The following is a 26,769-nucleotide window of genomic DNA, read 5'->3' on the forward strand; positions in this document are numbered from 1 at the left end:
CCTCCTTTCTTTTTATTATGCTAGTACCTTCGTATCTTCTAATCTAGCTTTATCTAGATTTCCGTAAGCCAATAACTTGTTGTCCTTATTTTTTGCATTTCCACCCATCGAAGGAGGCATGTCATTACATCCACCGCTCTTAGGAGCATATATCCATAGGTATACTGTTCCACCTTTTTCGATATTCTCTCCTGCTTTTGGTGTCTGTTCTAGAATTTGACCCTGTTTCAAATCCTTATCCGTTGTATTTTTATTATAACAACGACTTCTCGAGTAATCTACTTTGTAACCCAGTTCATCAGAATTGGTATATTGAGCTAGGTTACTTTCATACATGCCAGTAAAATCCATTACTTTTAATTTATCACTTGCACCACCCACACCTAATGTGAGTTTAGTAGCGGTATCCGAGTTTATTTCCGCACCTGCTTCGGGCGTTTGACTAACCACTTTATTTTTATTCTCATCTGAGCTTTCACCATAGACAAAACTCGGTTCCTTGAGACCATGAGTCTCAAACCATTGTTTAGCTTCATCTTGTGTCTTACCAGTAAGATTAATCATGCTAACATTTTGTGTTTGCTGAGTTGGATCATCACCTGTACCAGACATCAGACCCCAAACAAGACTAAATCCATAGATCGCTAAAAATACGATGATGCCAACCGTAAGTAAACTAAACAATACTTTTTGCCACCATGGTAACTTTGCCTGCACATTATCAAGCCAAATGACAGTCCGTTGAAAAACAGTTTTATCTTTATCATTGGGGACGTTACGGAAACGTTCCAAACCTGCCATGGTTTCCTGTCCTACTTTAGTCGCATGTTTTGTATCGGATCGTCTTGGTGAACGAACTTCTTCGCGTTGTACAGGCGACTGATAATTGGATGTTGTATTGTTCCTTGGCTGAAAAACGTTATGAACTTCCGTCTCTTCATCTGCTGAAATCGGAATGGTTTGAAATATATCACTCGTTTTCGTAGGTCTTTCCCACCGATTTTCACGACGACTATCAAATTGCAACGCATAATTGATATCTTGCATCATCGCTTTTACCGATGTATAACGCATCTCTGGATCTTTTTCCAAAGCACGCATAACGATATTAACCATACTTTCAGGTATTTTTTCGTTTAATTCTCTTGGGTCAATCACTGGCTCTTGTAAGTGTTTTAAAGCAATACTGATTGCTGAATCTCCATCAAATGGTAATTCACCTGTCAGCATTTCGTATAAAACAACACCAAGAGAGTAGATATCAGCTTTTGAGCCTATCTGTCCTCCACGAGCTTGCTCTGGAGAAAAATAATGAACAGATCCCATTACAGAACCAGTCTGGGTTATCGTCGAAGAACTCGCGGCTCTGGCAATCCCAAAATCGGTTACTTTTGCTCGGCCATTTGTTCCAATCAAGATATTATGTGGTTTTATATCTCGGTGCACAATTTGATTATCGTGTGCATGTTGGAGACCATCGCAGATTTGAGCAGCGATATCACCTGCTTCTGCTGTTGTTAACTGTCCTCGCTCTAATATCATTTGTTTTAATGTTGGACCTTCCACTAGTTCCATCACTATATAATGAATGTAACCATCTTGCCCAACATCATATACATTGACTATGTTCGGGTGAGATAAACTAGCAGCTGCCTGTGCTTCGCGATCAAACCTACGAACAAATTCTTGATCATTACTTAGGGATTCACTTAAAACTTTAATCGCTACGTTTCGATGCAATAATATATCTTTTGCTTTATATACAACAGCCATACCGCCGCCGCCGATTCGACTAATGATCTCGTAACGTCCCCCAAGTTTCTTCCCTTCCATCTGCATGGTCACCTCGCTCCTCCTTAAGTCCCACTTAAGATGGGCTAGACGCTCCTCTATGTTTCAACAAAATCAGAGAAACATTGTCTTTTCCACCAGCATTTAATGCCATCTGCAAGAGACGATCTGCTTTTTCATCCATTGTCTCTCCTGCTTGAGACAGCACTTCGCCTATTTCTCTCTCACTTACCATCGTGGTCAAACCATCAGAACATAAAAGCAAAATATCGTCTTTTTCCCATGGTGTTGTGATCAAATCTACTTCCACTTCATCACTTGTACCTACCGCGCGTACAATCATATTGCGTTGTGGATGATTTTTTGCCTCTTCCGCTGTGATTTGCCCATGTTTTTGAAGCATGTTTACATAGGAATGATCTTCTGTGAGTTGGTACAAACCTCCATCATGTAACATATATGCTCTACTATCTCCAACATGTGCCAAAACCACTTCTTTTAGATCAATTACAGCACCAACTACTGTTGTTCCCATTCCTTGGTATTGGTTATTGCGCATGGCAAGTGAAAAAACTTGTTCATTTGCTTTTCCAACAGCTTGCAATAAGTGATTGCTCTTATCTTCTGTCGTATGCTGAAACTGAATTGGTGCTAAGTAACGTTCCATGATCTTAACTGTTTGCTGGCTAGCAACATCACCTGCTTGGTGTCCACCCATTCCATCTGCGACTATGGCTACCACTCGTCTACATTTGGAACGGAATAGATGAATGCTATCTTCATTGAGATCACGAACAAGGCCAATGTGAGTCCGATGTGCTATCTCCATGCCGGCTTACCCCTTTCTCCATACTTTCTTTATTTCTCTAGTAAACCTTGTTGCTTAGCTCGAAGTTGCCCACAGGCTGCATCAATATCATGACCCTGTTCTCTTCTAATAGTCGTTGAGACATGATAAGACTCTAAAATACGTTGAAAAGCAAAAATTTGCTTCCTTGGAGTACGAACGAAATTTCGCTCAGGGACAAAATTGACAGGAATGAGATTGACCAAGCAGTTCATTCCAGACAAAAGCTTACCTAATTCATGAGCCTGTTCATCGTGATCATTTTTTTCACCGATCAATGCATATTCGAACGTAAGCCTTCGACCTGTCTTTTGAAGGTAATACCAGCATGCCGTCATTAAATCTTTTAAAGGGTAACGGCGGTTAATGGGCATAAGCCGTGAACGTAAATCTTGATTTGGGGCATGTAAGGATATAGCTAAACGCACTTGCCAATCTTCATCCGCAAATCGATAAATATTTGGTACTACTCCACTTGTAGAAACTGTGATGTGTCGTTGACCAATATGAAGACCATTTTCCTCATTGATGATGCGCATAAACTTAATAGTAGCGTCATAATTTTCAAATGGTTCACCTGATCCCATGATGACAACAGATTTCACACGTTCTCCTGTTTGATCCAAGTGCTGTTGTGCTTTTAACACTTGGGCGACGATCTCCCCAGTTGTCAAATTTCGTTTTAATCCTCCAAGAGTAGAAGCACAAAACGTACAACCGATTCGACAACCTACTTGTGTAGTTACACAGACACTTATTCCATATTGGTGACGCATTATAACGGTTTCAATCGCGTTTTTATCATGAAGACCAAATAAAAATTTAACCGTTCCGTCCTGCGATGTTTGTGTTGTGATGGTTTCCAGAGTTTCGAATTCAAAGTATGTTGTTAGTTCTTCTCGGAGTGTTTTAGGTAAGTTGGTCATCTCGTCAAAAGAAGTAACACGTTTGGAATAAATCCATTCCATTATTTGTTTTGATCGAAAGGCAGGATAGCCTTGACTCTTTATCCATTTCGTCCAATCTTCTGTTCCATAGTCGTATACAAATGATTTCATATCTATCGCTCCAACAAACCGCAACTTTATCAAACGAAAAACATTTCCTATTATATCAAAGAAAAAAGCTAGATGGGAAGTATCCGTTCATGCTTTCGAAAAATCTCCGTACTTCCAAGGATTTTCCCCATTTTTCTGGGACAATAGGCATTTCCATACAGATTTCATTAACCAAATGTATCTTATCTTTCAGAGATTCAAGAGTGATTTATTTTCTTCTCAACTTTGCGATAAAAAAACCATCACTTCGGAAATGATGGGGTAAAATCTGTACCCAAGCCTTTCCTATCATAGCTGTTTGTTTCACATGCTCTGGTAAAAGGGACAAAAACTCTTCATCTGGAACAAATTCCGGGTGATTTGCTAAAAAATGAGCCAACTGCTGCTGATTTTCTTCCTGTGTCCATGTACAAGTGCTATACATCAGTATACCACCTGGTTTAACTTTTGCTGCTATGGATTCTAATAGTTGTTGCTGAATGATCACAAGTTGTCCAACTTCTTCAGCTGATTTTCGCCATTTGATATCTGGTTTACGAGGAATTACTCCAAGACCTGAACACGGAGCGTCGAGCAATACTCCATCATACTGCACTTGATCCTCTAACTTGCGAACATCTAGTGCTCTCGTAGAGATAATAGAGATCCCTAGTCTTTTTGCGTTGGAATCAATTAATCTTACTTTGTGTTTATGGATATCAAGTGCAGTTATCTTTCCTTTATTTTTCATTTTTTCAGCAAGATGGGTTGTTTTTCCTCCCGGAGCAGCACATGCATCTAATATATGCATACCAGGCTCTGGATTGAACAATGTCGCCACTAACATCGAACTCTCATCTTGAATCGTATAAGTTCCTTCCTCAAATCCTGCTAGATTTGCAGCATTGCCGACACCCGAGAGGATTACCCCATCTTCACTTAGTTTGGAGGATTTGGCATCAGTAGACTCCGATGAGCCCCAATTTGCCAAAAAAGTTTCTCGATCCGCGTGTATTGTATTTACTCGAATACTGACTTTGGGCGGGAGATTACAAGCTTCCATTACGAGATTTGCCGTATTTTTTCCATATGCATCGGATAGACTTGTTACGATCCACTCTGGAAAAGAATAGGTCAACGCTCGCTGTTTTAATGTCGCAGCATCTTTGGAAAAAATAAACTCTTTTTGTTTTCGCAAAAAAGAGCGCAATACTCCATTTACGAACTTACTTATCCCTATATTTCCTCGCCATTTCGCGAGTTCTACTGCTTCATGTACAACTGCTCTCTCCGGTATTTTGTCCAAATACAAAAACTGATAGAGACTGAGTTGTAACAATTGCCTTACCCATGCATCCAATGTTTTCTTTTTTACAAATTGATCGATGATATAATCCAGTGTATTCAGTCGTTGGATCGTCCCATATACAAGTTCTGTAACTAAGCGTTTATCTCGACTATCTAAACTGCTTTTTTGTAGTTGCTGATGCAAGAGAAGATTACTAAAAGCACTTTCTTGCTGCCATTTCTGCAATGTATCCAAAGCCCAAGCGCGAGCAGTCTTACTGATATGCATTTTTTTACCTTCTTACTTCTGTGTTTGCACATATGATACAGTATTCATCGGTATGATGACAAATATTATGTGATAGGATGATCAGATTAGATTGGTAGAGTTAATTGGATAAGAATAAAAAAAAACCAGAATATCTCTGGTCTCTTTGTGTAGATGGCTTTAAAAGATAGACTTTAGCTGCCCATAAAAATGCTTGAACTTTTTATATTTCTTATTATAGTGCTCTGACATAATATCACTTGGCGTATATCTTTCAAAAGAAGTACCTTTAGCAAATTCGGCAGCATCTATCCCCCAACCAAAAATTTTTGCTCCAAGTGCTGCTGCTCCCATAGCTGGGAAAAACTGCGATTCTGCTGGAACTATCACTTCTCTATTTAACACATCTGCCATGATCTGATTCCAAACTTTACTTTTGGTTCCGCCACCAATAAGAGAGAGGTTTCCAGTATTTTCATCTGCAACAACTTCCATTACTTGCCTCATCGCCATTGCTACACCTTCTAAAACAGCACATCCCATATCAGCTCGTGTAGTATTAGAGCGGATTCCTATCATACAGCCTGAAGCGGCAGCATCTTGTATAGGAAATCTTTCTCCATTTAAATAAGGTAAAAACAAAAGTTCATTGTTGGATCGATCAGTACTTGATACAGACTGTTCAAAACCCTCATATGAGTTATCAAATGTATGGGCTGCCCATTGATGGACATTGCCGGCATTCATCAATGGAGCAATCGCGAGAAACTGATTGTCTTCTATATAAGGAAGGTGAAACAAACCTTTTGAACTCTGCAAAATCGTAGGAACAGGTGTAGCCATCCAGCCTGTTGTACCAATATAACCATAGATTTCTCCTGGTCGAGATACTCCTGCACCGATAGAAGCGGAGCCGCCGTCACCGATTCCACATAAAACTGGGGTGCCAGTAAGAAGTCCAGTTGTTTTTGATGCTTGATTTGTTACCGTTCCTACTATTTGATCAGAAGATATGATTTGTGGGAGTTTATTTGGGTCTATCCCAAAAGCCTCTAACCACTGACGTTGCCATTTTTTAGTTTGGATGTTCATCATCCCAGTTGTAGCTGCTGTTGTTGGGTCTATTACACACTTGCCTGTCAAATGCCGGATCACATAATCTTTAGAACCCATCAAAAAACAGGCAGTATTTTGATAGACTTCGGTTTCTTGCTCTTTCAACCATAGTATTTTGGGAAATGTTAGGCTTCCATCCATGTGATTGCCTGTAATCGCTTGTATAGGAAGCTTCTCTTCTAACATAGCAGCTTGGTCTGCTGCCCGGCTGTCTCCATATAAAATCGCAGGTCTTAAAGACACACCTTCCTTATCCACTGGTATGCAATCTTGCATTTGCCCGCTAAAAGTGATGAGTTCTATATCTTTAGCTCTAATCCCTTGGGCAGACCAATAAGCTAAAATCGATATGACTGCTTGATACCAATGATCTGCATTTTGCTCCATTTTCCCATTTTGATAATCTGTCCTGATGGATATATCTTTTTCCAAATAAGGTCTGGCATCTTTTGAAACAAGGATACCTTTGGCTTGTGTTGTTCCTATGTCAAAGGAAGCAATAAAACTCATGGCATATCATCCTTTAATCTCATAAAGACTTGTCTTACTTTTCATCTCTGTGATCAAATCATAGAGCTTGTCCCATCGATGCTCATTGCAACACTCTACCAAAGCTGAACCCACTACAGCTCCATCAAAATGGCTCTCCACTACCGTTTTTACATTATCAGATGTTTTTATCCCAAATCCCGCAACAACTAAAGGAGGAGCATGCCTTTTTATCCTCTCATGATAGACTGGTAGATTTTCAAAAGTAACAGTTGGTGATCCAGTCCTTCCCGAGTAGGTTTGTGCATAAACGATGGAAGACTTACTAGCGATAGTGGCAATTTCTTGATCTGTCATATGCGGCTGTACAAAATGCACCATATCTATTCCATAATCCCTTATATCTCGTGCTATTTCCTCTCTTTCCTCTATCGAACAATCTGGGATCAGCAAAGCATCTATCAGCTGATTTCGAACTAATTGTTCAAATATATCAGATTGAAACAAATCAGATTGATAACTCATCACCCAAATTGGTTTCTGTACTCTTCGACGAATATCTTTCACAAAGGGTATGAACCATTGGTCTACATTTTCCCGTACTTTCGCATGTCCCTCTTGAATAACAGGACCGTCTAGATGAGGATTTTTACTTGGTATACCTAATTCCAAAATATCCAAACCAGCTAAAAGGGCATTTTCAATGATCCTCGTCGATTGCATCGAATTTGGATGCCCTGCTATCAAATAACCTATTAGTAGTGCTTCGTGCTGTTCTTTCATATGCTGCCATGTTTTTTGATTTCGCTGGCTATTAAATATCATGAGGAATCACGCCCTATTTTTTGCAAAATCACTGCAACGATTACAATGCAACCTGTTACTACATCTTGCAAAAAAGAGGGAACCTCCAACATGGTCAAACCATTTGCTAGTATCCCAATTATGGCTGCCCCAACAAAAGTACCCCAAATATTAGGAACACCTTCTTTAAAAGACGTCATTCCTAGAAAAGCCGCAGCATAAGCAGGTAAAAATAATCCATCTCCACTCGTTGGTTGTGCAGACCCTAGTCGAGAAGCAATAAGTATCCCTGCGAGTGCAGCTAGCAGCGCACAAAAGGCAAATGCAAGATTTTTATTTTGTGCCACTGATACACCTGCATTTCGGGAAGCAGATTCGTTACCCCCGATGGCGTACAGCTTTCTGCCAAATGCCGTATGTGACATGATATACCAAAACACAATCGTTAAAAATAGCATGATAAACGATAAAACAGGGACTGTAAACCACATCTTCTGTCCTAGATAACGAAATGACTCTGGTATGTTTTCAAAAATGGTAGCTCCATCAGTGAGCCAAAAGGTGATCCCACCAAGAACGGTCCCCATCCCTAATGTTGTGATAAAAGATAAAACTTTAAATTTGGTGATAATCCAACCATTTATATAACCAATAACAATAGAAATCACCAAAGGAATCAAAACACAGAGCCACATTGACTGCCCTGCTACCGCTAACTTTGCAGCTATTACTCCTCCTAAGCTCGCCATCGCTCCAATGGAAAGATCAAATTCCCCAACTGCCATGACTAATGTAGCACCGAGCGATATAATCACCAAGAAAGAGATTTGTCTGCTGATATTGATTACATTATCCACTGTTGCAAACGAATCTGGACTAAGAAGGCTGAAACATAAAATGATTAGTACCCCTGCAAAAAGTGTCCCGTATACCCGAAACCATTTCTGCAAAGAAACAGCGTATGTTGTTTGCACCCTATTCATTTATGACATCACTCTGCTTTCTCTGGTTGTAACATACTTGCAAAATCTGCTCCGCAGTGACAGCATTATTTGGAAATTCAGCTACTGTTCTACCCTCGTGCAGGACATATATTCGATCCGCAATATCCAGTACTTCTTGTACATCAGAAGATACAAATAAAATAGCAGCATCTTTCTCTGCTTGTTCTATCAATAAGCGATGAATCTCTTCTCTTGTCATAACATCGACTGCTTGAGTAGGTTCATCACATAAAAATAGTTTGGGATCAGACAACAATGCTTTCGCAAACACGACTTTCTGTTGATTTCCCCCGCTCAATTCCTTTATTGGTTGTTCTATACTAACTGCCTTAACTTGCAATTTCTCCATCCAAGTATGGACTTCTGCCTTTTCTTTTTTCCTTCTTATTCGGAGAATGGAAGAAAATTTGGGTAAGGTAGATAGTGTCATGTTCTCTTTTACCGACATATTTAACACCAATCCATCTGCTCTTCGGTCTTCAGGTATGAGAATCACACCACGTCTAAGAGAGTTTTTAGGAGAAAAAGAAGTGATGTTTCTTCCCTTCATCACAAGTCTCCCATGACGCATCTTCCTTGTGCCGTAAATGGTTTCTAGCAATTCTGTACGGCCAGAACCAGCTAACCCAAAAATTCCTACTATCTCTCCTTGTTCTACATGCAAGGAAACATCTTGTACTTTCTGATCGACAGAAGAGACTCTTTCCAATTGAAGAACATCCAATTTGCTGGTATTTACTGATCTTTTGATCTGTTTGTCCGCTGCTGTAGTCTGATCCGTCATCAATTGCACCAATTTTTCTTTATTCATGTCTTTCGTAACAAATGTTCCTGCTACTTTTCCATTTCGCATCACGGTAACGCGTTGGGACAAACGTAAAATTTCGTTCATCCGATGAGAAACATACAGGATGGATGTACCTTTAGCCGCAAGTTTATCGATCAAATCAAATAGGAGTTCTGATTCTTCATCATTTAATGCTGCTGTCGGTTCATCCAATATAAGTAACCTGCAATCGAGCATGGCTGCACGCATGATTTCAAGCATCGTTTTCTCCGATGGAGTCATGTTCTCTGCTATTTTTCCTAAGTCTAACGATATTCCAAGATTCGATTTTAATTGCTCCGCTTTTTGTTTCATTGCTTTCCAACGAATCTTAAAACCTAATGGATATGTTGGATAAGTCAAACCTAAAAATAGATTTTCATAACCGGTAAAGCTATTGATCAATTGGCGATCTTGGTGCACCACTTGTATGCCGATTTTCCTGGCTATTTTAGGTTCCGTGATTTCTATTTTTTTATCTTGCCACAAAATGCTTCCACCATCTGATGAATATATTCCAGTCAATATTTTGATGAGCGTAGATTTACCTGCACCGTTTTCTCCGACTAACGCATGAATTTCTCCAGCCTTTATATCAAGGGACACACTTGAAAGAGCGTAGTGATGTCCAAACCGTTTGTCCAGCTGTCTAACTTGTAACAAGATTCATCCCCCTCCTAATATGTGAAGGAGGATGCAGGCAAATGCTGCATCCTATTTATTTTCCAGCATTTTCTTTGGTGATGAGAGTAGCTGGAGCATATTGTTCTTTTTCGGTTACTGCCTTTCCTTGGAAAACTTGCTCGATTTGTTTGGTGACCAGTTCCGCCATACCAGTGAAGTTTTGTTTTACGGTTGCTACTAATGGCGAACCTTTTTTAATCAAATCAACTGCTTGGCTGTTTCCATCGATACCTGTTACAATGATTCCTTTGCGGCCGGCAGCTTGAATTGCTTGAGTTGCACCAATTGCTGGTTCATCCCACCCTGCCCATACTGCTGTTATCGATCCATCTTCTTTATTGGCAAGTAGTATATTTTCCATTTGTTTTCGTGCATTTTCAATCGGTCCAGGCACATTAACCTGCTGTTCAATCACTTTTTTCACATATGGATTTTGTTTGCGAAGTTTGTCTAACTCCAATGTTCTTTTCAATACACCCGGATGCGGACGATAGGTTAAAACAACTAGATTAATTGGTTTGTTTCCGAGTTGTTGAAACAAATGCTCTGTGATCAATTTGGACATTGCTGTATTATCACTTGTTGCATTCATAGCCATTCCATCAATATAAGCCGAATCACAGCCAAAGACAGGAATATTTTTTTCTTTTGCTGCTTGAATCTGCGCTTTTAATTGGTTTGGATCTGTGCTCACCAATACGATTGCATCCACATTCGCAGCAATCACATCTTCCATTCTACTAGCAAGCTGACCAACATCCCCTTTGGTATCCACAACATTGGCTTCCCAGCCTTTTGCCTTGGATTCCTTCTTAAGTGAATTCACCATTTGGTTTGTTGTCACAGAGGAAAGATAAGGGGTGAGGATCGCGATCTTTTTGGTATCTTTTTTCGATCCACATGCGGTAAGAGTCAAAATCAATGAGAGCGCTATCACAATAGACAGAATCTTTTTCATATTTTCGCTCCTTTTGCATTTAGTAAAAATGAAATTTTTGTTTTTTCTTTCATCCCATTCTGAGATATTTTACAGTTAGGAACTTTATATTCTTTAGCATAAACGTTTAATATTTTGTTTGTAAATAATATTATTATAAATCTCATAAAAAAATAAAATTCTCATAAATAGAAAAAATAGGATAACATTAAAAATCATTTACAAAAGCTTAATATTAAGAAAAAACTGATATCATCTCGCTGTGATAATATGATCACGCACCCGCTCAACACACTTAGGAGAACGAATGCGTCTCAGTGACAGTGCTCGATTTTCCGGAGAAGGAAACCCGCTCACAATCTCTTATGGAGATCTCACACTCTTCATCTGGACATCCGAAGATGGATATTCCTCTTCGGAGGACTCTGTGAAAGTCAGTCACATCCAGCGTATTCAAATCAAAAAAGGGGAAGGGGTCATCCTGGACATTTCTTCGATTCATGAAGATGTGATGATCAATTTCTCCACCATCGAAGGAACACTCAACTTCTTCATGGAAAAAAACGGGGAGTCGCAGGATTTCTACTACATGTGGCTCGACAGGGATGCCGAAACCCTAACAGCCTTTGTTAGTAGTTAATGAGTGACAGGGGTCAAACCTGACACTCAAAAGCGTGCTTCCTTCCGGGAGCACGCTGCTGAAAATAGTGAATGATACAATAAAGACTCCCACCGTATTCATAAAAAAATACGATGGGAGTTCTTCTGTTTTTTCATATACCTTTCGTAATATTCTCATCCCAGTCAAGAGAGAGCTGCTCAAAACCTTGACCTATCGGATTTAAGCTAAAATTAGAAAAACGCACTGATACGAGACGAACCCCTCCTGTATAGTCAAAAGTATCTATTAATTCTTCCAGTAAAAAATACCAATCTATGTTCGAAGTCACGGTTTGTTGTTTAGAATGGGTTGTAAAATCTGCATATCTGATTTTTAAAGACAATGTTTGGGGATATAATTTTTTCTTTTTCACTACTTCGATAACTTCATCTAAAAGTTCTCTTGCAACGGGAGCTATTTCATCTCTTTCATACAAATCAACAGGCATAGTAGTTTCTCTGCTGACAGACTGCGTAGCTCGATTCATGACAATCTCTCTATCATCTCTTCCTCTCGCTCGATCATAGAGATCATAGCCAAATTTCCCAAACATCTCGACTACTTCTTCACGAGCCAGCTGCCAAAAGTCTTTAATTGTATAAATTTCTTTTTGTGCTAAACGTTCTTTCGATCGTTTTCCGATTCCATGAATCGTACCTATAGGGAGGTTTTCCAAGATGGATAAAGCATCTTCTGGACGAATAATCACGAGTGCATCTGGCTTCCTGAGATCGCTTGCTATTTTTGCTAATGATTTGTTATAGGAAAGCCCGATGCTACACGTTAACCCGGTTTCCTCTTTTATTCGCTGTTTGATTTCTCTCGCAATCGGAACAGCATCCGGATAGTGAGAGACATCGAGATAAGCTTCGTCCAAACTGATCGTTTCATAACGATCCGTATAACTGGTATAAACATTCCGCACTTCTGCTGATTTTTCCCTATAGCGATCATATCTAGGAGGAACGAATATCCCTTGGGGACACTTTCTTCTCGCAACCACCCCAGGCATCGCAGAATGCACCCCAAAAGCCCTAGCTTCATAGCTACAGGTCGAAACTACCCCACGGTTCTCTCTTCCCCCTACAATTACCGGTTTGCCCCGCAGTGAAGGATTGTCCAATTGCTCTACGCTGGCAAAAAAAGCATCCAAATCCATATGTAGTATTTTCCTCACTGCGCAAAACCTCCTCATCAAACATACATTTGCATATATATTATGAGGTTATTCTGAATGACAATCAACTCAAACTTACTCCAAAACCCTTTCCATCTGATAAGGGCGTACGCTAGACGTTTTTCATATAATGCAACTGCGCAAATTCGTTGATACGTTGAATACTCTGCAAATGGTATCGTGTCTCAATACTCTCCCCTTGAAAGAGTCGAATACCCTTCCCTAAAGTAACCGGAGCAATGGTCAGTATCAATTCATCAATCAACTGATGCTGCATAAAATGTTTGATTAAACTCCCTCCGCCAACTATCCAAATATCTTTCTTTTCTTTCTGATTCAGCCTTTCGACAAAATCTACTACATTTTCATTTGTATATTGGACATACTCATCTGATCCTGCCGCTTGATTAGAAAAGACAAAACATTCTTTATCAGCATATGGAAACGGGACATCAAACGTCTGAATTTCTTTGTAGGTTGTATTTCCCATGACAACAGTATCGATCCGCTCGATAAACTCACTATACCCATTGTCACCTTCTCCTTGGGTAGTATGTAGCCAATCCAATCCACCCTCATCATCAGCAATATGCCCATCAATCGACATGGCGATATATAAGATGACTTTTCTCTCCATTCTATCCCATCCCTTTCCTAAACAGAGAGTCTAGCAAACACTCATACAAGTGTGCTAGACTCCAAATTATTTTCACCCAAAAATTCACCACTATTCATTTGTCGTCCTCGGACAAAATCACTGGCTGCTAGTCGTTTTTTCCCTGCTGGTTGGATATCCGTCAAGCGGAGGGAAGCAGAACCTGTGGCAACAAAAATACCTTCTGTTGTTAAATCCCATATTTCACCCGGTTTCTTCCCTTCTGGATTATGTTCTACCAGTTCTGCCCACCAGACTTTAAATGCTTGTCCTCGCCAATATGTAAACGCAACTGGCCAAGGATGCAGTCCTCTGATTTGATTGCGAATCTCTACAGCGGAACGGCTCCAATCAATTTCTTCTTGCTTTCGTTTGATATTTGGGGCAAAAGTAGCTTGCTCTTCATTTTGCGGAACTGGAGTAATCTTCCCTTGAATCAGCGCAGGCAGTGTCTCTTTTACTAATTCAGCTCCTACATGAGATAGCTTTTCAAATAAGCTCCCTACATGATCATCTTCTGCAATCGGAATACTTCTGCTGTTGATCATATCCCCAGCATCCAAAGCTTCGACCATATACATTAGTGTCACACCAGTCTCTGTTTCTCCATCGATCAGAGCTTGGTGTATGGGGGCTCCTCCTCGATATTTGGGCAACAAAGAGGCATGGACATTGATACAGCCAAATTTCGGTATCTCCAAAATTTCGATTGGCAAGATTTGACCAAATGCAGCCGTGACAATCAAATCAGGCTCCATTGATCTCACGTAGTTGATTCCTTCTTCCAGTCTGATCTTTTCTGGCTGGTAAACTGGAATGTTGTGTTCAACTGCCACTTCTTTGACTGGAGGCGGGGTTAAAATACGTTTTCTGCCAACTGGACGATCTGGTTGCGTAATGACGGAAACAATACTGTACCCCTCTTCTATCAATGTTAACAAAGAAGGCACCGCAAAAGCTGGGGTGCCCATAAATATCACTCTCATCGGTTCTCTTCCTCCTCCGGACGGAACACATTCTCTGCTATGTCAATAAATAATACACCATTTAGGTGATCGATCTCATGTTGGAATGCCCGGGCTAAAAAGCCTTCTGCTTCCATCTCCACTGTATTTCCGTTTCGATCTTGCCCTTTCACCCGAATTACATTTGCTCTTTTCACATAACCGAGTAATCCAGGAATGCTGAGGCAGCCTTCGGGTGGTTCTATCTGTTCCCCTGATTTTTCCACAATTTCTGGGTTTACCATCTCGATTAATTCTTCCCCGACATCTACCACGATGATTCTTTTTCCAATCCCAACTTGAGGGGCTGCCAATCCAACACCATGAGCATCATACATGGTTTCAGCCATATCATCGAGCAGTTTGCCCAACCTGTCATTAAATCTTGTCACTTCTACTGCCCTTTCCTTAAGAATGGGATCGGGATACTTCACGATGTTGCGTATAGTCATTTGTGCTCACTCCTATTTCACCATCACGATCAATTTGTATGCGTAATTCTTTATCTCTGGACCAATCTTCAACAATTTTCCACTTTGATTGAATTTCTTGGATAATTTTATGGTCGTTCGGATATTTCACCATTACTTGAATGCGGTGGCGATCCTTTATTTTCGATACAGATGGTGCTACTGGACCCAGCACCTCATAATTTGGATTTCCTTTCAAAACATCGGCGATTTCCACTGCCCGTTTCATGGCTAAAACACGATCGATATGACTGACTGTTATCGTAAACAATCCACAAAACGGGGGATAGTGATGTTGTTTCCGCAATAATAATTCTTTGCGATAAAATGCCTCTGATTCATGCTGAGAAACCATTTGAATACTATAGTGATCTTCTTGATAGGTTTGGATGATCACTTTCCCAGGCTGTTCATGACGGCCAGCACGGCCGCTCACTTGTGTCAGCAATTGGTACGTTCGTTCGACCGCTCGAAAATCTGGAAGATTCAACATGGTATCTGCTGCAATAACCCCTACTAATGTAACTTTCGGAAAATCCAGCCCTTTGGCAATCATTTGTGTACCGAGTAAAATATCTGCTTTTTCTTCCCCAAAGGAACGTAATAGCCGTTCATGAGAACCTTTTTTACTTGTTGTATCCATATCCATCCGTATGACACGAATTCCAGGAAAATGCTTCGTCAACTCTTCCTCGACCTTTTGTGTTCCGGTACCGAAATGGCGAATATGTTCACTCTGGCATTTTGGGCAAGTAGTGGGCACTTTTTCCGTATAGCCGCAGTAATGGCAACGCACGGTTCGATTGGTATGGTGATAAGTTAATGCAATATCACAATGCTCACAATTGGCTACTTCTCCGCATGAACGACATAGCACAAACGTAGCATATCCCCGGCGATTTAAAAACAAAACAACCTGCTCTCCACGAGCAATGGTTTCCTGAATCGATGTGGTAAGTGCTCTGCTAAACATCGTCCGATTGCCTTGTTTCAGTTCTTCTCTCATATCTACTGTCTCTACTGTTGGAAAAGGTCTGCCTTTTACTCTCTCTTTTAATGTTACCCAAGCATAAGCATTGGTTCGAGCATGAAAATAACTTTCCAGTGAAGGCGTGGCAGACCCCAGCACTACGGCAGCTTGGTGAAATTGTGCTCGCCATCTGGCAATTTCTCTCGCATGGTAACGTGGGCTTTCTTCTTGTTTGTAGGATGACTCATGTTCTTCGTCAATAATGACCAATCCCAGTTTGGTAAAAGGAGCAAAGATAGCGGAACGCGCACCAATTGCCACTTGAACCTCACCTCGACGAATTTTTCGCCATTCATCATATCGTTCTCCAGCTGAAAGTCTACTGTGGAGTACTGCTACTTTATCTCCAAATCGCCCTTTAAATCGATCTACCATCTGCGGGGTTAGCGAAATTTCTGGAACAAGCACTATTGCTTCTTTTCCTCGCTGTAATACCTCTTCAATCGATTGCAAATAAATTTCAGTTTTTCCGCTGCCTGTCACACCATGTAAAAGAATTGTCTCATACTGCTCTTCTTTAATAGGTCTATTTATCGTGTCAAATGCTTGTTGTTGTTCTGCTGTCAGTTCTAAGGGCACAGTAGGTTCGAAGGTGGTATCTCGATATGGATCACGATATTGTTCCCTGTCTTCGATCTGTACCAATCCACGTTCAGCTAGTGCTTTGACCGTTTGCCTATTTGCTCCGGTATGAGCCAATAACGTGGAAAGTGGTAACTCGGCATGATCTTGGAGTAAACATTGCATCACCTCGACTTGCTTTTTTGCCCTTTTGGGAATTTCTTGCAAATCTGTGCTTTTCACTTTCACCCAAGATATTCGTTCTTTGGTCACTCGGTCACCCACATGCTCTTCCAGCCTAATAGCTCCATCTTGAATCGATTTTCGCAATGCTTGTCTGCCAACAAGTCGCTCCGCTTCTTCAAAGCTGCACGATATCTTCTTCTCGAGCAGTTGGCGCAAAGGCTCCAGCTGTTTATCAAAGGTTTTACCTTCTGAACTCAAATAAACTTTCTTATGATATTTTCCCTTGAGCACTGCGGGAATCATCGATTGAAATGCGGTAATGGTATGACAAAAATATTCTTCCGCCATCGCTTGTCCCAGTTGAACTAATTCTTGAGTAAGCGGTGGTAAAATATCTTTCACATCTAAAATATTCTTTAGTTTTTGGGTGGGAGAGGAGAGGGTTAGCCCAATCACATATCCTAGTATTTTTCTTGGTCCAAAAGGAACTTCCACTCGGCTCCCTATTTGAATCTCACCGATTAATTCTTCGGGTACCAAGTAATCAAAAGGTCGATTTGTTCCTTTGCTCGGAACATCCACCACTACTTTTGCTACTTGGATCATAGCTGTTCCCCGATCCACCGAATCAATTTTTCTGCCAATTGACGCTTAGGCATCACTGGGTAAGAGTGGATAAATCCTTGTCTTCCATAAACTTTTACTGCATTTGTATCAACAGAAAATCCTGCTCCTGCTTGAAGCACATCGTTGGCGATAATAAAATCCATATTTTTCTTCTCCAACTTCTCCCTTGCATACTTTTCGATATTTTCTGTTTCAGCAGCAAAGCCAATTAAAAGTTGATTTTCTCGTTTACGTTTGCCTACTTCATATGCAATATCGGGATTCTTTATCAATTCTAATTCCCAGCTGTCTGTCTGCTTTTTCCGTTTTTGTGACAATACTTCCTTCGGTCTATAATCGGAGACTGCCGCCGCTTTGATTACAATATCTGCTCTATCTAGATTTGCGAGAACTGTATCGTGCATCTCTTGTGCTCCTGTTACGGCAATAACTTCTGCTCCATCAGGAGATGTCAAAGAAACTGGTCCACTGACTAAGATCACTTTTGCGCCTGCTTGTAGTGCAGCTGTTGCTAGTGCATATCCCATTTTTCCCGATGAGTGATTCGACAAATAACGAACAGGATCAATGGCTTCCACAGTTGGTCCAGCTGTGAGTAGGACTGTCTTTCCTTCTAACAAACGTTTTGGAGCAAAAAAAGCCTGAACCCATGCGATAATCTCTTCTGGTTCTGCGAGTCGACCCTTTCCTACATAACCACAGGCCAATTGACCTTCATCAGGTTCAATGTATGTCACACCATAGGATGAGAGTTTCTGCATATTTTCTTGGACGATTTTATTTTGGTACATATGTACATTCATCGCTGGTGCCAGCACAATAGGCGCCTGGGTTGCCAATATAGTTGTGGATAACATATCATCTGCTATACCATTTGCTATTTTCCCGATTAGATTCGCTGTCGCTGGTGCAATAAGTACCAAATCAGCGTGATCTGCCAAATCAATATGCATGACACGAGAGGGATCACGTTCATCAAAGGTGTCAACCGCTACTGGATTACGGGTGAGTGTTTGTAAAGTTAGAGGAGTAATAAATTCGGTAGCTGACTTGGTCATAATCGTGCGTACATCCATACCTAGCTGCGTAAGTTTACTCGCAATCGTTGCTGCTTTATATGCTGCAATTCCTCCAGTAATCCCCAATAAGATGCGTTTTCTCTCCATCTTTATCCCTCACTAAACACAGGTTTGTTCGCAATTTATGGTATATCTCACTAAAAAAATAACAACCTTATACCAGGTTGTTTATTTTGAAATCTTACAGACTTTATCCTTGTCGTCTTGCACGAACAGGTGTAACGACAATATCGGCAGAAATTTCTTCTAATGCCACACCAACATGCTTGTGTGATTTTGGTTTGATATGGGCATTCTGCCCTTCCAATAGTCCGCGTGCGCGTTTTGCAGCAAGTACCACTAATGAATATTTGCTGTCTACTTTTGCCATTAATTTATCAATGGATGGATATAGCACTTATCCATTCCTCCTATCCATCTCGTTAATCTTCAATAATAACTCTCGATGTATGACAATGTTCTGCTATCAATATAGCCTCAATCTTTTCACAAGCATTTTCCAGTTTATCGTTAATCACAGCATAATCATACATTGCTAATTCTCTACACTCACTCGAAGCCACATGAAGACGACGTTGAATCGTGGATACCGTTTCTGTACCACGGCCCATGATCCTCCGCTTCAATTCATCCATCGATGGCGGTAATAGAAAAATAAAAATCCCTTCAGGGAATTGTTCTTTTACTTGCTTTGCTCCTTGAACTTCAATTTCCAAAATAACGTCTTCGCCTGCATTCAATTTATCCTCTACAAACTGGCGGGGCGTCCCATAATAATTTCCCACGTATTCTGCCCACTCAATTAGTTCTCCTTGTTCAATCATGGCGGAAAATTCATCTCTTGTATGGAAGAAATAGTTTACTCCATGGATTTCACCTTGTCTAGGGGAACGCGTAGTAGCAGAAACGGAGTAGATCAGATTCGGGTTACGTTTACGTAATAACCCGCACACCGTTCCTTTTCCCACACCTGAAGGACCGGATACGACAATAAGAAGACCTCGTTCTTGATAACTGGCATTTGTCATGTATCGTATACCTTCCTACTCTAACATCTTTTAGTAGTTATTACCAATTTATACCTGAGCTAATCTACTAATTCTTCTGTACTTTCTTTGCTGACATTTGCTAGACGCTGTGCTACTGTTTCAGGTTGTACAGCGGAAAGAATAACATGATCACTATCTGTTATGATTACTGCACGGGTTCGTCTTCCATATGTAGCATCGATCAATACGCCTCGATCTCGTGCTTCTTGTATGATTCTTTTGATTGGTGCTGAATCAGGACTAACAATCGACACGATACGATTTGCTGAAACGATGTTACCAAAACCTATATTAATTAATTTAATGCCCAAAATATTGCTCCTCCTCACCCATGCTGGGAATATCGCTTATAAATCTCTCTATGCTATTGTAGTTTGTTTTTCAGGAAGACGCAACAAAACGAATGCAGTTAACAAAGATTTTATGTCCCCGTTTCGTTTAGTGTCATGAATTCCTCACGTTGTCAGGTCGTTTTTTCTACTCATTCCTGTTAGAATAAATACGATATTGTAAAAACGGGTTAAAGGAAGCTTGATTCATGTCAAACAAAATCGTCAAAGGAACCCTGATACTCAGTGTTGCAACACTACTCACCAAAATACTGGGTAGTCTGTTCTGGGCTCCCTTACAAAACATTGCGGGCGATAAGATCGTGGGGATATATCGGATTTCTTTTCCTTTTTACTCCATCCTTCTGATGATCGCATCTGCTGGTATACCAATTACTGTTTCCAAATTTGTAGCAGAACGACTTGCACGAGATGATTATGAAGGCGCCCAAAAAGTAAAGAAAGCTGCTGCAATCATATTATCGCTAACAGGGATTGTCTCTGGACTTATTTTATTTTTTGGTGCACATTTTGTCGCAAATGTAATGCTGGAGAGTCCACAAAATACACTGCCTATTCAAGTATTGGCTGTCGCTATTCTTTTTGTTCCGGTAATGGGGGCTTACCGTGGTTATTTTCAAGGCCATCAGCAAATGATGCCCACTGGTATTTCCCAAGTAATCGAACAGATTGTGCGCGTTGTCACAGTTATCGGATTAGTTTATTGGCTAAAAGTTTCTGGCTTTGGAGCTGAGATAATAGCTGCTGGAGCAACTGCTGGAGCGGTATTTGGTGCAATTGCCGGATTGATCGTAGTACTTTGGTACAATGTGAAAGAAAAAAAACCAGCTATACAAGTATCACCTACATCGAAAGAATCCATATGGGATTTATCGAAATCTATCATTGCTTATGCCATTCCTATTTCACTAGCAACACTTGTCCTTCCGTTAATCGGATTAGTAGACTCTCTCACAATCCCAAGAATATTAATGGAAATGGGCTATAATGCGTCCATGACAGGTACCCTGTATGGAATATATGCAAGGGGAGAACCTTTTGTAAATATCATTTCTACTTTTTCATCCTCTCTAACTCTAGCATTGATTCCAGCAATCGGTGCTTATGTTGCGAAAAATAATATGGAAGCTGTCAATAACAAGATTTCTCAAGCTTGGATGATGACCCTTGTCATTAGTCTACCAGCGTGTCTGGGCTTAAGTATTTTAGCAGAACCCTTTAATATCGCGATGTATTTGGATGCAAAAGGTACTTCTACTTTAGCTATTCTATCTTTTTCATCGGTCTTCAGCACGCTAGCCGTTACAAGTTCAGGCATCCTTCAAGGTTTAGGATACAACAAACTGCCTGTTCGTCACTTGTTAATCGGAGCAGCAGTCAAGTTTATTTGTAACTTCATTTTTGTCCCCTTCTATGGAATCGCTGGATCTGCAATTGCTATGGTTATTGCTTACACTGTGGTTTGTATGCTCAACATATGGATGGTTTTCCGCAAAACCAATATCAAGGTTTCGATAAAAAATGTATTTATGAAACCATTGTTTGCCTCGGTTTTGATGGCGGGCGTCTTATATGTATCTTATCAGGCTATGAGAGGTTGGTTTATAGCAGAGCACTTTGATCGTTGGGGTTATTTGTGGATTAGTTTCATCTACATTATAATCGCAATTATCATCTACTTTATTTTGTTACTCTTAACCAAAACCGTCAGCGATAATGAACTGCGAATGCTGCCGATGGGCAATAAATTGGTTCGGTTTTTTCAAAAAATAAAATTGCTAAAACAAGTGGAAAGTTTGTAGAAGGAAAGGCCTTGCAAAAAAGCAGGCCTTTTTCTTTTAACTTCTATTTCATCCTAAATATTTCTTCTCCGATAATAGCATCTGCGACTCTTCGATCTAAACTTTCGTAGTCCTTATTACTCTTATTAAATGAAGGAAATTATAACAAAAAATCAAAAAGACAGGCTCATGAGAGCGCTGTCATCATTTATAAAATAAGAAAATAGTACTATCAATCCCATAAATCAACAGTAGCCGTACTCGCTAGGTAACTGTCTGTCTGAACATAAATTTCTGCTTTACCATTGTCTCCATCTACATAAGGCTGAACATAAACAGTCTTACAATCACCGTTAGACATGAAGCTAAAACTAGCTATTTTATCGTCAGGATTGTCTGGGTCATACTCCCACAAAGTATAATTTTTTACTGAAGTACCCCATTGACTTACGCAAAATTTAAAATATCCTCCAGTAGAGTATACGTAATCTGTCGTCCAACCATTTGCATGAGAATAAAAAGACTTATTACCCTTATACTCCCACGACCCTGCAAATACGGATGAAAATGGCATTACAAGAGCAACAGTAGAAACCAAAAGAGAAGCACCTAATTTCTTTAGATTCATTTCTACCCCTCCACTACCATATGATTTTTTCTCAGAAGTAAAATATTCATATGATTTTGTTATTACTTCCGATTAGAATAATTATATATCTTCCCACTATGAAGAAGATACAAGAAAAATATTACAAATTTACACAGTACTCACAATAAGAAAGATTAAGATTTTTTCAAACAGAGGGATTATTTCCTCCAGATGATTCTCATCTTTTGCTACAAATTTCTTTCGTTTTACGGCTTTCTACTCATAAAATCAAAAAAGTAGAATTCATACATCTATTCTCGGAAACAATACAGAAAAAGGAAATATCAAGTTGAAAGAGGGAGCCACTCATGCAAGAGACAAACTGTGATTTTTCTCCGTTAAAAAATCAGTTATCCAATGAATTACAAAATATTATGGTAGACATACAGAAAGGCATCCATTTGCTGGATGCAGATAATTATTGTCTTTTGGGGCATCTTGAGGGTTTACGGGAACGGTTCTTACAAATTGAAACATTAGCCGCTACTTTTTATTTGAATTGCTATCTGTCACCCTATACAAAAAATTACAAAGATATATCTCAATCCATTCAAAATCTTGCAAAACGAAGACATGGGGCTCTGATTGTTATCGAACGCCAAGATTCTCTTACACCTCTCATCCGACCTGGCATCCATGTTGGTGCATCTGTGCACCATACTTTGATTGAATCTATTTTCTACCCAGGGAACCCTCTTCATGATGGTGCAATCCTAGTCCAGTCTGATCAAATTGTGTCTGCGGCAAATGTTTTACCTCTATCCGGAAGGAAGGGAAATGGAAAAAAACTCGGAACCCGTCATCGAGCTGCTCTAGGTTTGACAGAAAAGAGTGATGCTCTCGTTCTAGTTGTATCGGAAGAAACAGGAAAAATCACCTTTGCGGTCGATGGTCACTTATATCCTGTTGCCTTGCTCCCTGATTCTATGCAGGAAACCATCATAACATTTACCCCTGATTTTTCTAACCTTAGTCAAACTTAACTCTAAGCAAAGTTAATCAACTCTCCGTGTGTAAGCGAACCGCTTCGAAATAAAAAACTTGAATGAATTTTTTGGTGTTCACTCGAACGATTGAATTCGATAACGTCTGCCCTTTTTGCTCAGCTGTCATCATCTCACGTACACTAGCAAAATCAAAAAACTTGGAAGCATAGTTTTCAAATGTCCAATTGGAAAAGTCAGTAAGACCTAAAGATGCTATATGCTTTAAAGATTGATAAATTGCCCGGCGCACCCTTTGTTCAGACGCTTTGACTTCCTTTTTGACAGCTTGGTCCGAAATAGCGTCCCCTAACTTCTGTTTTGCTACATGAAGAAAAATTTCTTTAAGAGCTGGAAACCCTTGTTTCAATGATTCATCCTTGTGGTTGTAATAGAGATAATCGATAATATCGAGTAAATCAGTACTGCCGCTTTTACCCGCTAATCCCAATTCGGATAAAAGGATATTCCCAGAAACTCTCAAATCGGCTTTTGGAACTTGGACTTGCTCCATACCGAGAACACCAAGGGATTTACGGATATCTTGGATGGACTTTTCCAGTCGAATACGCTCCATCACTTTTTGAATGACGGAAACAACTTCCATTTTGTTGATTGGTTTCGTTATATAATAATCAAGTCCTAGTGAGTAAGCCTCTCCGACTAACTCTTTTGACTCTACTTGAGAAAGCATAATAATTTTCCCTTTAAAGGAAGGCTTTATTTTTCGAATGGTTTGTATGCCATCTTGATTTGGCATTAACAAATCAATAATTAAAATATCAATGTTCTTTGCATTTAATGATGGGCCATCAATCTGAGAACCATCTTCTGCTTCTCCTACCAATCTCCCTAAATCCCCATCCTCGATAATCTGATCCAACATGGATCGAACAGCTTCGTCATCATCCACAATATAAAATAGCATCGGATTATCCTTTCTTCATCAAACACTGTATTGGTAATCTTATATGAAAGTGACATCCCTGATCCGACTGAACAGCAATCGAACCACCTAATTCTTCTACCACTTCTTTTACGTAAAACAATCCAATACCTGTAGAGGAATTTCCTAGATCATCATATTTGGTGGTAAACCCTGGCTTAAAAATTAATTTGGAATGCTTTGAAGCTATCCCTGGTCCACTGTCGATTACTTGAAATTCAACAAACTCACCATCTTGGCTTACACAAAGGGTTATCGTCCCTTTTTGAAACATCGCCTCCACCGCATTGGCCACAAGGTTATTGATAATCGATAAAACCGTAAAGACATGATAGCGAGGATGTATCCCCTCTATCTGGTAATCGAATTGAATGCTTTTTTCTTTCAACGCTGCATATTTCCTATTAATCCGTATAATAATTTCAAGAAGTTCACGAACATGCATAAAATCGGTCATGCCTTCATCAGAAATAAGTTTCGCAAGACCAGCATAAATGCGTTGATTATCTTTCTTTACTTCATGTATATCTCCCGCTATTTTTAAAGCTTGTCTCCTCCATTCTTCCATTTGGACTCTATTGCCCTTATCTGTCGAATTGTGAAGACTTTTATATAGATCATATGATTTTTTGGTTGTGTTCTCGATTGTTTGCAATGTTTTTTTCAAATGAATTGCTTCTTCATATAAATTGGAAATAAGCATGAGCATATGTTCATTTTGTTTTGCAATCTGTTTGGCTTTTACTTGCGCTTCGTATAATTTCCACATACTAAAAAAGCTAAGTACCATAAAACTATGAGATATAGCAATAATCATCACTTGATAAAATGCTATCCAACTAATCATTGTACCTAGTACAACATACTGTACGGTCATCTCAAATAAATCAGAAAAAATTTCGATGAAAAATCCCATCATCCCAACAATCAGGGGACGTTCATAAAAGCGATTTACCTGAAACAGATAAAAAAGTAAGGAATAAGTAAAGTAGTAGAAAAAAGCAGAGAATTGATTTTGCAAAGATGATATCCAATCAAAGTGTGGAAGGGTCATGAAATCAATAACAATCCTAAATCCGACAATTAATACAGCTGTTAAAAACCCAGGTAAGATGACAGGCATTTTACGGAACAATAACAAAAAGAAGAAAAAGGTCGGCGCTGCAAAACTAATGCGGAATGATTCATTAAATGGATAAAAATTTAATTCGCTGGCTAATGGAACCGTCACGATCATGAGAATGAGGATAAAATTGTCTTTTTTTAATAATCCACTGATATTCATCTTCACTACCCTAGTCCACTTCCTATTTTTCATTGACTAACAAAATATTTTCAGTGGGGTTTTTTGTAGGTTTTTGTCTGATTACATAGATCATGTTTTAGAATAAGCTATGTGCCTCTAGATAACAAGTTGAAAACCTTTTCATTTTATGAATCTAACCACAAAATAAATAAAAATCATCTCAAGTGAAAAGGAGGTGCTACCTATTATTGTAGAGGAAAAAGCAAATAATAACCAAATTACCTTACCAAATTTAGATCACTTAATCACGCAATTCAAGATCTATACTTCAAAAGGACAATGTGCCAGCTATATCCCTGCTCTTGAAAAAGCTAATTCATCCCACTTGGGAATTTCGATCATTGAACCCGCTGGATGGAAGATACGAGCAGGGGATTGGAATATTCCTTTTACGATGCAGAGCATCTCCAAAGTCATCAGCTTTATCGCTGTATGTATCGAACGTGGCATTTCCTATGTCATGGAACGAGTAGATGTTGAACCGACTGGTGACCCCTTTAACTCTATCATTCGTCTAGAAATGCATAAACCAGGAAAGCCATTTAATCCCATGATAAACGCTGGAGCCATCACAGTTGCATCCCTTCTCAACGGAGATTCTCCTCAAATGAAGTTAGAATCTTTGTACAAATTACTAGAAAAAGTGATTGGTAAACGTCCTGTCCTAAATGAATCTGTTTTTCAATCGGAATGGAATACAGCTCATCGAAATAGGGCGCTCGCCTATTACTTAAAAGAAATGGGATATTTGGAATCTGAAGTCGAAGTGACACTAGAGGTTTACTTAAAGCAGTGCTCCATAGAAGTTACAGCAGATGATATTTCCTTAATAGGATTAGTATTAGCACACGATGGATACAATCCTATTTTAGGCGAACAAATCATTCCAAAAAAGTAGCTAGACTGACAAAAAGTTTAATGCTCACTTGTGGCATGTATAATGCTTCTGGTAAATTTGCAGCTTTTGTTGGAATACCAGCCAAAAGTGGAGTATCTGGTGGTATCATGGCACTTTCGCCAGCTAGGAAACGACCTCTATTTCCAGACGGATGTGGTATTGGAATCTATGGTCCAGCCATAGATGATCTCGGAAATAGTGTAGCTGGAGTAAAGTTACTTGAACACCTCGTCAGTGAGTGTGATTTAAGTATTTTTTAATCCATTT

The 26,769-nt window shown here is 39.7% G+C and carries 24 protein-coding genes and 1 pseudogene; 4 read left to right on the plus strand and 21 right to left on the minus strand.

Annotation, left to right across the window (positions count from 1 at the left end; all coding sequences use genetic code 11):
* Positions 1 to 15 precede the first annotated feature (15 nt).
* The 9 genes from pknB to AC5WOE_RS12675 all read right to left on the minus strand — a co-directional run bounded on the left by pknB (position 16) and on the right by AC5WOE_RS12675 (position 11,111).
* Complete coding sequence (gene pknB / locus AC5WOE_RS12635; protein WP_496049431.1) at positions 16 to 1,833, minus strand: Stk1 family PASTA domain-containing Ser/Thr kinase; 1,818 nt, start codon at positions 1,831 to 1,833, stop codon at positions 16 to 18.
* Between the two features lie 34 nt (positions 1,834 to 1,867).
* The gene (locus AC5WOE_RS12640; protein WP_240875022.1) at positions 1,868 to 2,620 is read right to left on the minus strand and encodes a Stp1/IreP family PP2C-type Ser/Thr phosphatase; all 753 of its coding nucleotides are present in this window, start codon (positions 2,618 to 2,620) and stop codon (positions 1,868 to 1,870) included.
* A 29-nt stretch (positions 2,621 to 2,649) separates the two neighbouring features.
* On the minus strand, positions 2,650 to 3,696 hold the full coding sequence (gene rlmN, locus AC5WOE_RS12645; protein ID WP_496048923.1) for a dual-specificity RNA methyltransferase RlmN: 1,047 nt from the start codon (positions 3,694 to 3,696) through the stop codon (positions 2,650 to 2,652).
* 208 nt (positions 3,697 to 3,904) lie between these two features.
* On the minus strand, positions 3,905 to 5,251 hold the full coding sequence (gene rsmB, locus AC5WOE_RS12650; protein WP_496048924.1) for a 16S rRNA (cytosine(967)-C(5))-methyltransferase RsmB: 1,347 nt from the start codon (positions 5,249 to 5,251) through the stop codon (positions 3,905 to 3,907).
* Between the two features lie 159 nt (positions 5,252 to 5,410).
* Positions 5,411 to 6,856 (minus strand): xylulokinase, encoded by a 1,446-nt coding sequence (locus AC5WOE_RS12655; protein ID WP_496052726.1) that lies wholly within the window; start codon positions 6,854 to 6,856, stop codon positions 5,411 to 5,413.
* A gap of 6 nt (positions 6,857 to 6,862) precedes the next feature.
* Positions 6,863 to 7,660, minus strand: a complete 798-nt coding sequence (gene trpA, locus AC5WOE_RS12660) for a tryptophan synthase subunit alpha (RefSeq protein WP_496048926.1) — start codon at positions 7,658 to 7,660, stop codon at positions 6,863 to 6,865.
* On the minus strand, positions 7,657 to 8,622 hold the full coding sequence (locus AC5WOE_RS12665) for an ABC transporter permease (RefSeq protein WP_496052727.1): 966 nt from the start codon (positions 8,620 to 8,622) through the stop codon (positions 7,657 to 7,659). The genes trpA and AC5WOE_RS12665 overlap by 4 nt, the downstream gene beginning before the upstream one ends.
* On the minus strand, positions 8,615 to 10,132 hold the full coding sequence (locus AC5WOE_RS12670) for a sugar ABC transporter ATP-binding protein (RefSeq protein ID WP_496048928.1): 1,518 nt from the start codon (positions 10,130 to 10,132) through the stop codon (positions 8,615 to 8,617). The genes AC5WOE_RS12665 and AC5WOE_RS12670 overlap by 8 nt, the downstream gene beginning before the upstream one ends.
* A gap of 55 nt (positions 10,133 to 10,187) precedes the next feature.
* A complete protein-coding gene (locus AC5WOE_RS12675) occupies positions 10,188 to 11,111 on the minus strand; it encodes a sugar ABC transporter substrate-binding protein (RefSeq protein ID WP_496048929.1) in 924 nt (307 codons plus the stop codon).
* A 286-nt stretch (positions 11,112 to 11,397) separates the two neighbouring features.
* Here AC5WOE_RS12675 and AC5WOE_RS12680 point away from each other — a divergent pair, with 286 nt between their 5' ends.
* Complete coding sequence (locus AC5WOE_RS12680) at positions 11,398 to 11,730, plus strand: hypothetical protein (protein ID WP_496052728.1); 333 nt, start codon at positions 11,398 to 11,400, stop codon at positions 11,728 to 11,730.
* Positions 11,731 to 11,863: 133 nt separating this feature from the next.
* Here AC5WOE_RS12680 and dinB read toward each other — a convergent pair whose 3' ends face one another.
* From dinB to remA, 9 genes are all read right to left on the minus strand, one after another.
* Entirely contained in the window at positions 11,864 to 12,928 is a 1,065-nt protein-coding gene (gene dinB / locus AC5WOE_RS12685; protein WP_496048931.1) for a DNA polymerase IV, read from the minus strand.
* Between the two features lie 112 nt (positions 12,929 to 13,040).
* Positions 13,041 to 13,565, minus strand: coding sequence for a dihydrofolate reductase family protein (locus tag AC5WOE_RS12690; RefSeq protein WP_496052729.1), 525 nt, complete (start codon positions 13,563 to 13,565; stop codon positions 13,041 to 13,043).
* A 41-nt stretch (positions 13,566 to 13,606) separates the two neighbouring features.
* Entirely contained in the window at positions 13,607 to 14,569 is a 963-nt protein-coding gene (fmt, locus tag AC5WOE_RS12695) for a methionyl-tRNA formyltransferase (RefSeq protein ID WP_496052730.1), read from the minus strand.
* On the minus strand, positions 14,566 to 15,039 hold the full coding sequence (gene def, locus AC5WOE_RS12700) for a peptide deformylase (RefSeq protein WP_496052731.1): 474 nt from the start codon (positions 15,037 to 15,039) through the stop codon (positions 14,566 to 14,568). The genes fmt and def overlap by 4 nt, the downstream gene beginning before the upstream one ends.
* Positions 14,996 to 17,440 (minus strand): primosomal protein N', encoded by a 2,445-nt coding sequence (gene priA, locus AC5WOE_RS12705; protein WP_496052732.1) that lies wholly within the window; start codon positions 17,438 to 17,440, stop codon positions 14,996 to 14,998. The genes def and priA overlap by 44 nt, the downstream gene beginning before the upstream one ends.
* On the minus strand, positions 17,437 to 18,627 hold the full coding sequence (coaBC, locus tag AC5WOE_RS12710) for a bifunctional phosphopantothenoylcysteine decarboxylase/phosphopantothenate--cysteine ligase CoaBC (protein ID WP_496048948.1): 1,191 nt from the start codon (positions 18,625 to 18,627) through the stop codon (positions 17,437 to 17,439). Before coaBC ends, priA begins: the two co-directional genes overlap by 4 nt.
* A gap of 103 nt (positions 18,628 to 18,730) precedes the next feature.
* On the minus strand, positions 18,731 to 18,937 hold the full coding sequence (rpoZ, locus tag AC5WOE_RS12715) for a DNA-directed RNA polymerase subunit omega (RefSeq protein ID WP_496048949.1): 207 nt from the start codon (positions 18,935 to 18,937) through the stop codon (positions 18,731 to 18,733).
* A 25-nt stretch (positions 18,938 to 18,962) separates the two neighbouring features.
* Positions 18,963 to 19,568: a guanylate kinase gene (gene gmk / locus AC5WOE_RS12720; RefSeq protein ID WP_496048950.1), complete on the minus strand. Its 606-nt coding sequence runs from the start codon at positions 19,566 to 19,568 to the stop codon at positions 18,963 to 18,965.
* A 59-nt stretch (positions 19,569 to 19,627) separates the two neighbouring features.
* Positions 19,628 to 19,900, minus strand: a complete 273-nt coding sequence (gene remA, locus AC5WOE_RS12725) for an extracellular matrix/biofilm regulator RemA (RefSeq protein WP_496048951.1) — start codon at positions 19,898 to 19,900, stop codon at positions 19,628 to 19,630.
* 227 nt (positions 19,901 to 20,127) lie between these two features.
* Here remA and AC5WOE_RS12730 point away from each other — a divergent pair, with 227 nt between their 5' ends.
* Positions 20,128 to 21,741, plus strand: a complete 1,614-nt coding sequence (locus AC5WOE_RS12730) for a putative polysaccharide biosynthesis protein (protein WP_496052733.1) — start codon at positions 20,128 to 20,130, stop codon at positions 21,739 to 21,741.
* 211 nt (positions 21,742 to 21,952) lie between these two features.
* Here the strand turns inward: AC5WOE_RS12730 and AC5WOE_RS12735 are convergent, their stop codons facing one another.
* Positions 21,953 to 22,348, minus strand: coding sequence for a YndA family protein (locus tag AC5WOE_RS12735; RefSeq protein ID WP_496048953.1), 396 nt, complete (start codon positions 22,346 to 22,348; stop codon positions 21,953 to 21,955).
* A gap of 329 nt (positions 22,349 to 22,677) precedes the next feature.
* Between AC5WOE_RS12735 and cdaS the strand changes: the two genes are divergently transcribed.
* A complete protein-coding gene (gene cdaS / locus AC5WOE_RS12740) occupies positions 22,678 to 23,352 on the plus strand; it encodes a sporulation-specific diadenylate cyclase CdaS (RefSeq protein WP_496052734.1) in 675 nt (224 codons plus the stop codon).
* A gap of 16 nt (positions 23,353 to 23,368) precedes the next feature.
* Here the strand turns inward: cdaS and AC5WOE_RS12745 are convergent, their stop codons facing one another.
* Together AC5WOE_RS12745 and AC5WOE_RS12750 are read right to left on the minus strand one after the other, a co-directional pair.
* Entirely contained in the window at positions 23,369 to 24,280 is a 912-nt protein-coding gene (locus tag AC5WOE_RS12745; RefSeq protein WP_496052735.1) for a response regulator, read from the minus strand.
* A gap of 4 nt (positions 24,281 to 24,284) precedes the next feature.
* Positions 24,285 to 25,583, minus strand: a complete 1,299-nt coding sequence (locus AC5WOE_RS12750) for an ATP-binding protein (RefSeq protein WP_496052857.1) — start codon at positions 25,581 to 25,583, stop codon at positions 24,285 to 24,287.
* 238 nt (positions 25,584 to 25,821) lie between these two features.
* Between AC5WOE_RS12750 and AC5WOE_RS12755 the strand changes: the two are divergent.
* Positions 25,822 to 26,762: pseudogene (locus AC5WOE_RS12755) on the plus strand (glutaminase).
* The last annotated feature ends 7 nt before the right edge of the window (positions 26,763 to 26,769 follow it).

The sequence above is a fragment of the Shimazuella sp. NTD248 genome, from assembly GCF_059510395.1.

Excerpts from the sequence above, each read along its gene's own strand:
- AC5WOE_RS12665 (WP_496052727.1), bottom strand. The coding sequence starts at position 8,622 with ATGAATAGGGTGCAAACAACATACGCTGTTTCTTTGCAGAAATGGTTT.
- priA (WP_496052732.1), bottom strand. The coding sequence starts at position 17,440 with ATGATCCAAGTAGCAAAAGTAGTGGTGGATGTTCCGAGCAAAGGAACA.
- rlmN (WP_496048923.1), bottom strand. The coding sequence starts at position 3,696 with ATGAAATCATTTGTATACGACTATGGAACAGAAGATTGGACGAAATGG.
- cdaS (WP_496052734.1), top strand. The coding sequence starts at position 22,678 with ATGCAAGAGACAAACTGTGATTTTTCTCCGTTAAAAAATCAGTTATCC.
- AC5WOE_RS12730 (WP_496052733.1), top strand. The coding sequence starts at position 20,128 with ATGTCAAACAAAATCGTCAAAGGAACCCTGATACTCAGTGTTGCAACA.
- AC5WOE_RS12745 (WP_496052735.1), bottom strand. The coding sequence starts at position 24,280 with ATGCTATTTTATATTGTGGATGATGACGAAGCTGTTCGATCCATGTTG.
- rsmB (WP_496048924.1), bottom strand. The coding sequence starts at position 5,251 with ATGCATATCAGTAAGACTGCTCGCGCTTGGGCTTTGGATACATTGCAG.
- AC5WOE_RS12640 (WP_240875022.1), bottom strand. The coding sequence starts at position 2,620 with ATGGAGATAGCACATCGGACTCACATTGGCCTTGTTCGTGATCTCAAT.
- trpA (WP_496048926.1), bottom strand. The coding sequence starts at position 7,660 with ATGATATTTAATAGCCAGCGAAATCAAAAAACATGGCAGCATATGAAA.
- coaBC (WP_496048948.1), bottom strand. The coding sequence starts at position 18,627 with ATGGAGAGAAAACGCATCTTATTGGGGATTACTGGAGGAATTGCAGCA.
- AC5WOE_RS12680 (WP_496052728.1), top strand. The coding sequence starts at position 11,398 with ATGCGTCTCAGTGACAGTGCTCGATTTTCCGGAGAAGGAAACCCGCTC.
- AC5WOE_RS12690 (WP_496052729.1), bottom strand. The coding sequence starts at position 13,565 with ATGGAGAGAAAAGTCATCTTATATATCGCCATGTCGATTGATGGGCAT.
- fmt (WP_496052730.1), bottom strand. The coding sequence starts at position 14,569 with ATGAGAGTGATATTTATGGGCACCCCAGCTTTTGCGGTGCCTTCTTTG.
- AC5WOE_RS12675 (WP_496048929.1), bottom strand. The coding sequence starts at position 11,111 with ATGAAAAAGATTCTGTCTATTGTGATAGCGCTCTCATTGATTTTGACT.
- AC5WOE_RS12735 (WP_496048953.1), bottom strand. The coding sequence starts at position 22,348 with ATGAATCTAAAGAAATTAGGTGCTTCTCTTTTGGTTTCTACTGTTGCT.
- pknB (WP_496049431.1), bottom strand. The coding sequence starts at position 1,833 with ATGGAAGGGAAGAAACTTGGGGGACGTTACGAGATCATTAGTCGAATC.
- AC5WOE_RS12750 (WP_496052857.1), bottom strand. The coding sequence starts at position 25,583 with ATGAATATCAGTGGATTATTAAAAAAAGACAATTTTATCCTCATTCTC.
- AC5WOE_RS12655 (WP_496052726.1), bottom strand. The coding sequence starts at position 6,856 with ATGAGTTTTATTGCTTCCTTTGACATAGGAACAACACAAGCCAAAGGT.
- gmk (WP_496048950.1), bottom strand. The coding sequence starts at position 19,568 with ATGACAAATGCCAGTTATCAAGAACGAGGTCTTCTTATTGTCGTATCC.
- def (WP_496052731.1), bottom strand. The coding sequence starts at position 15,039 with ATGACTATACGCAACATCGTGAAGTATCCCGATCCCATTCTTAAGGAA.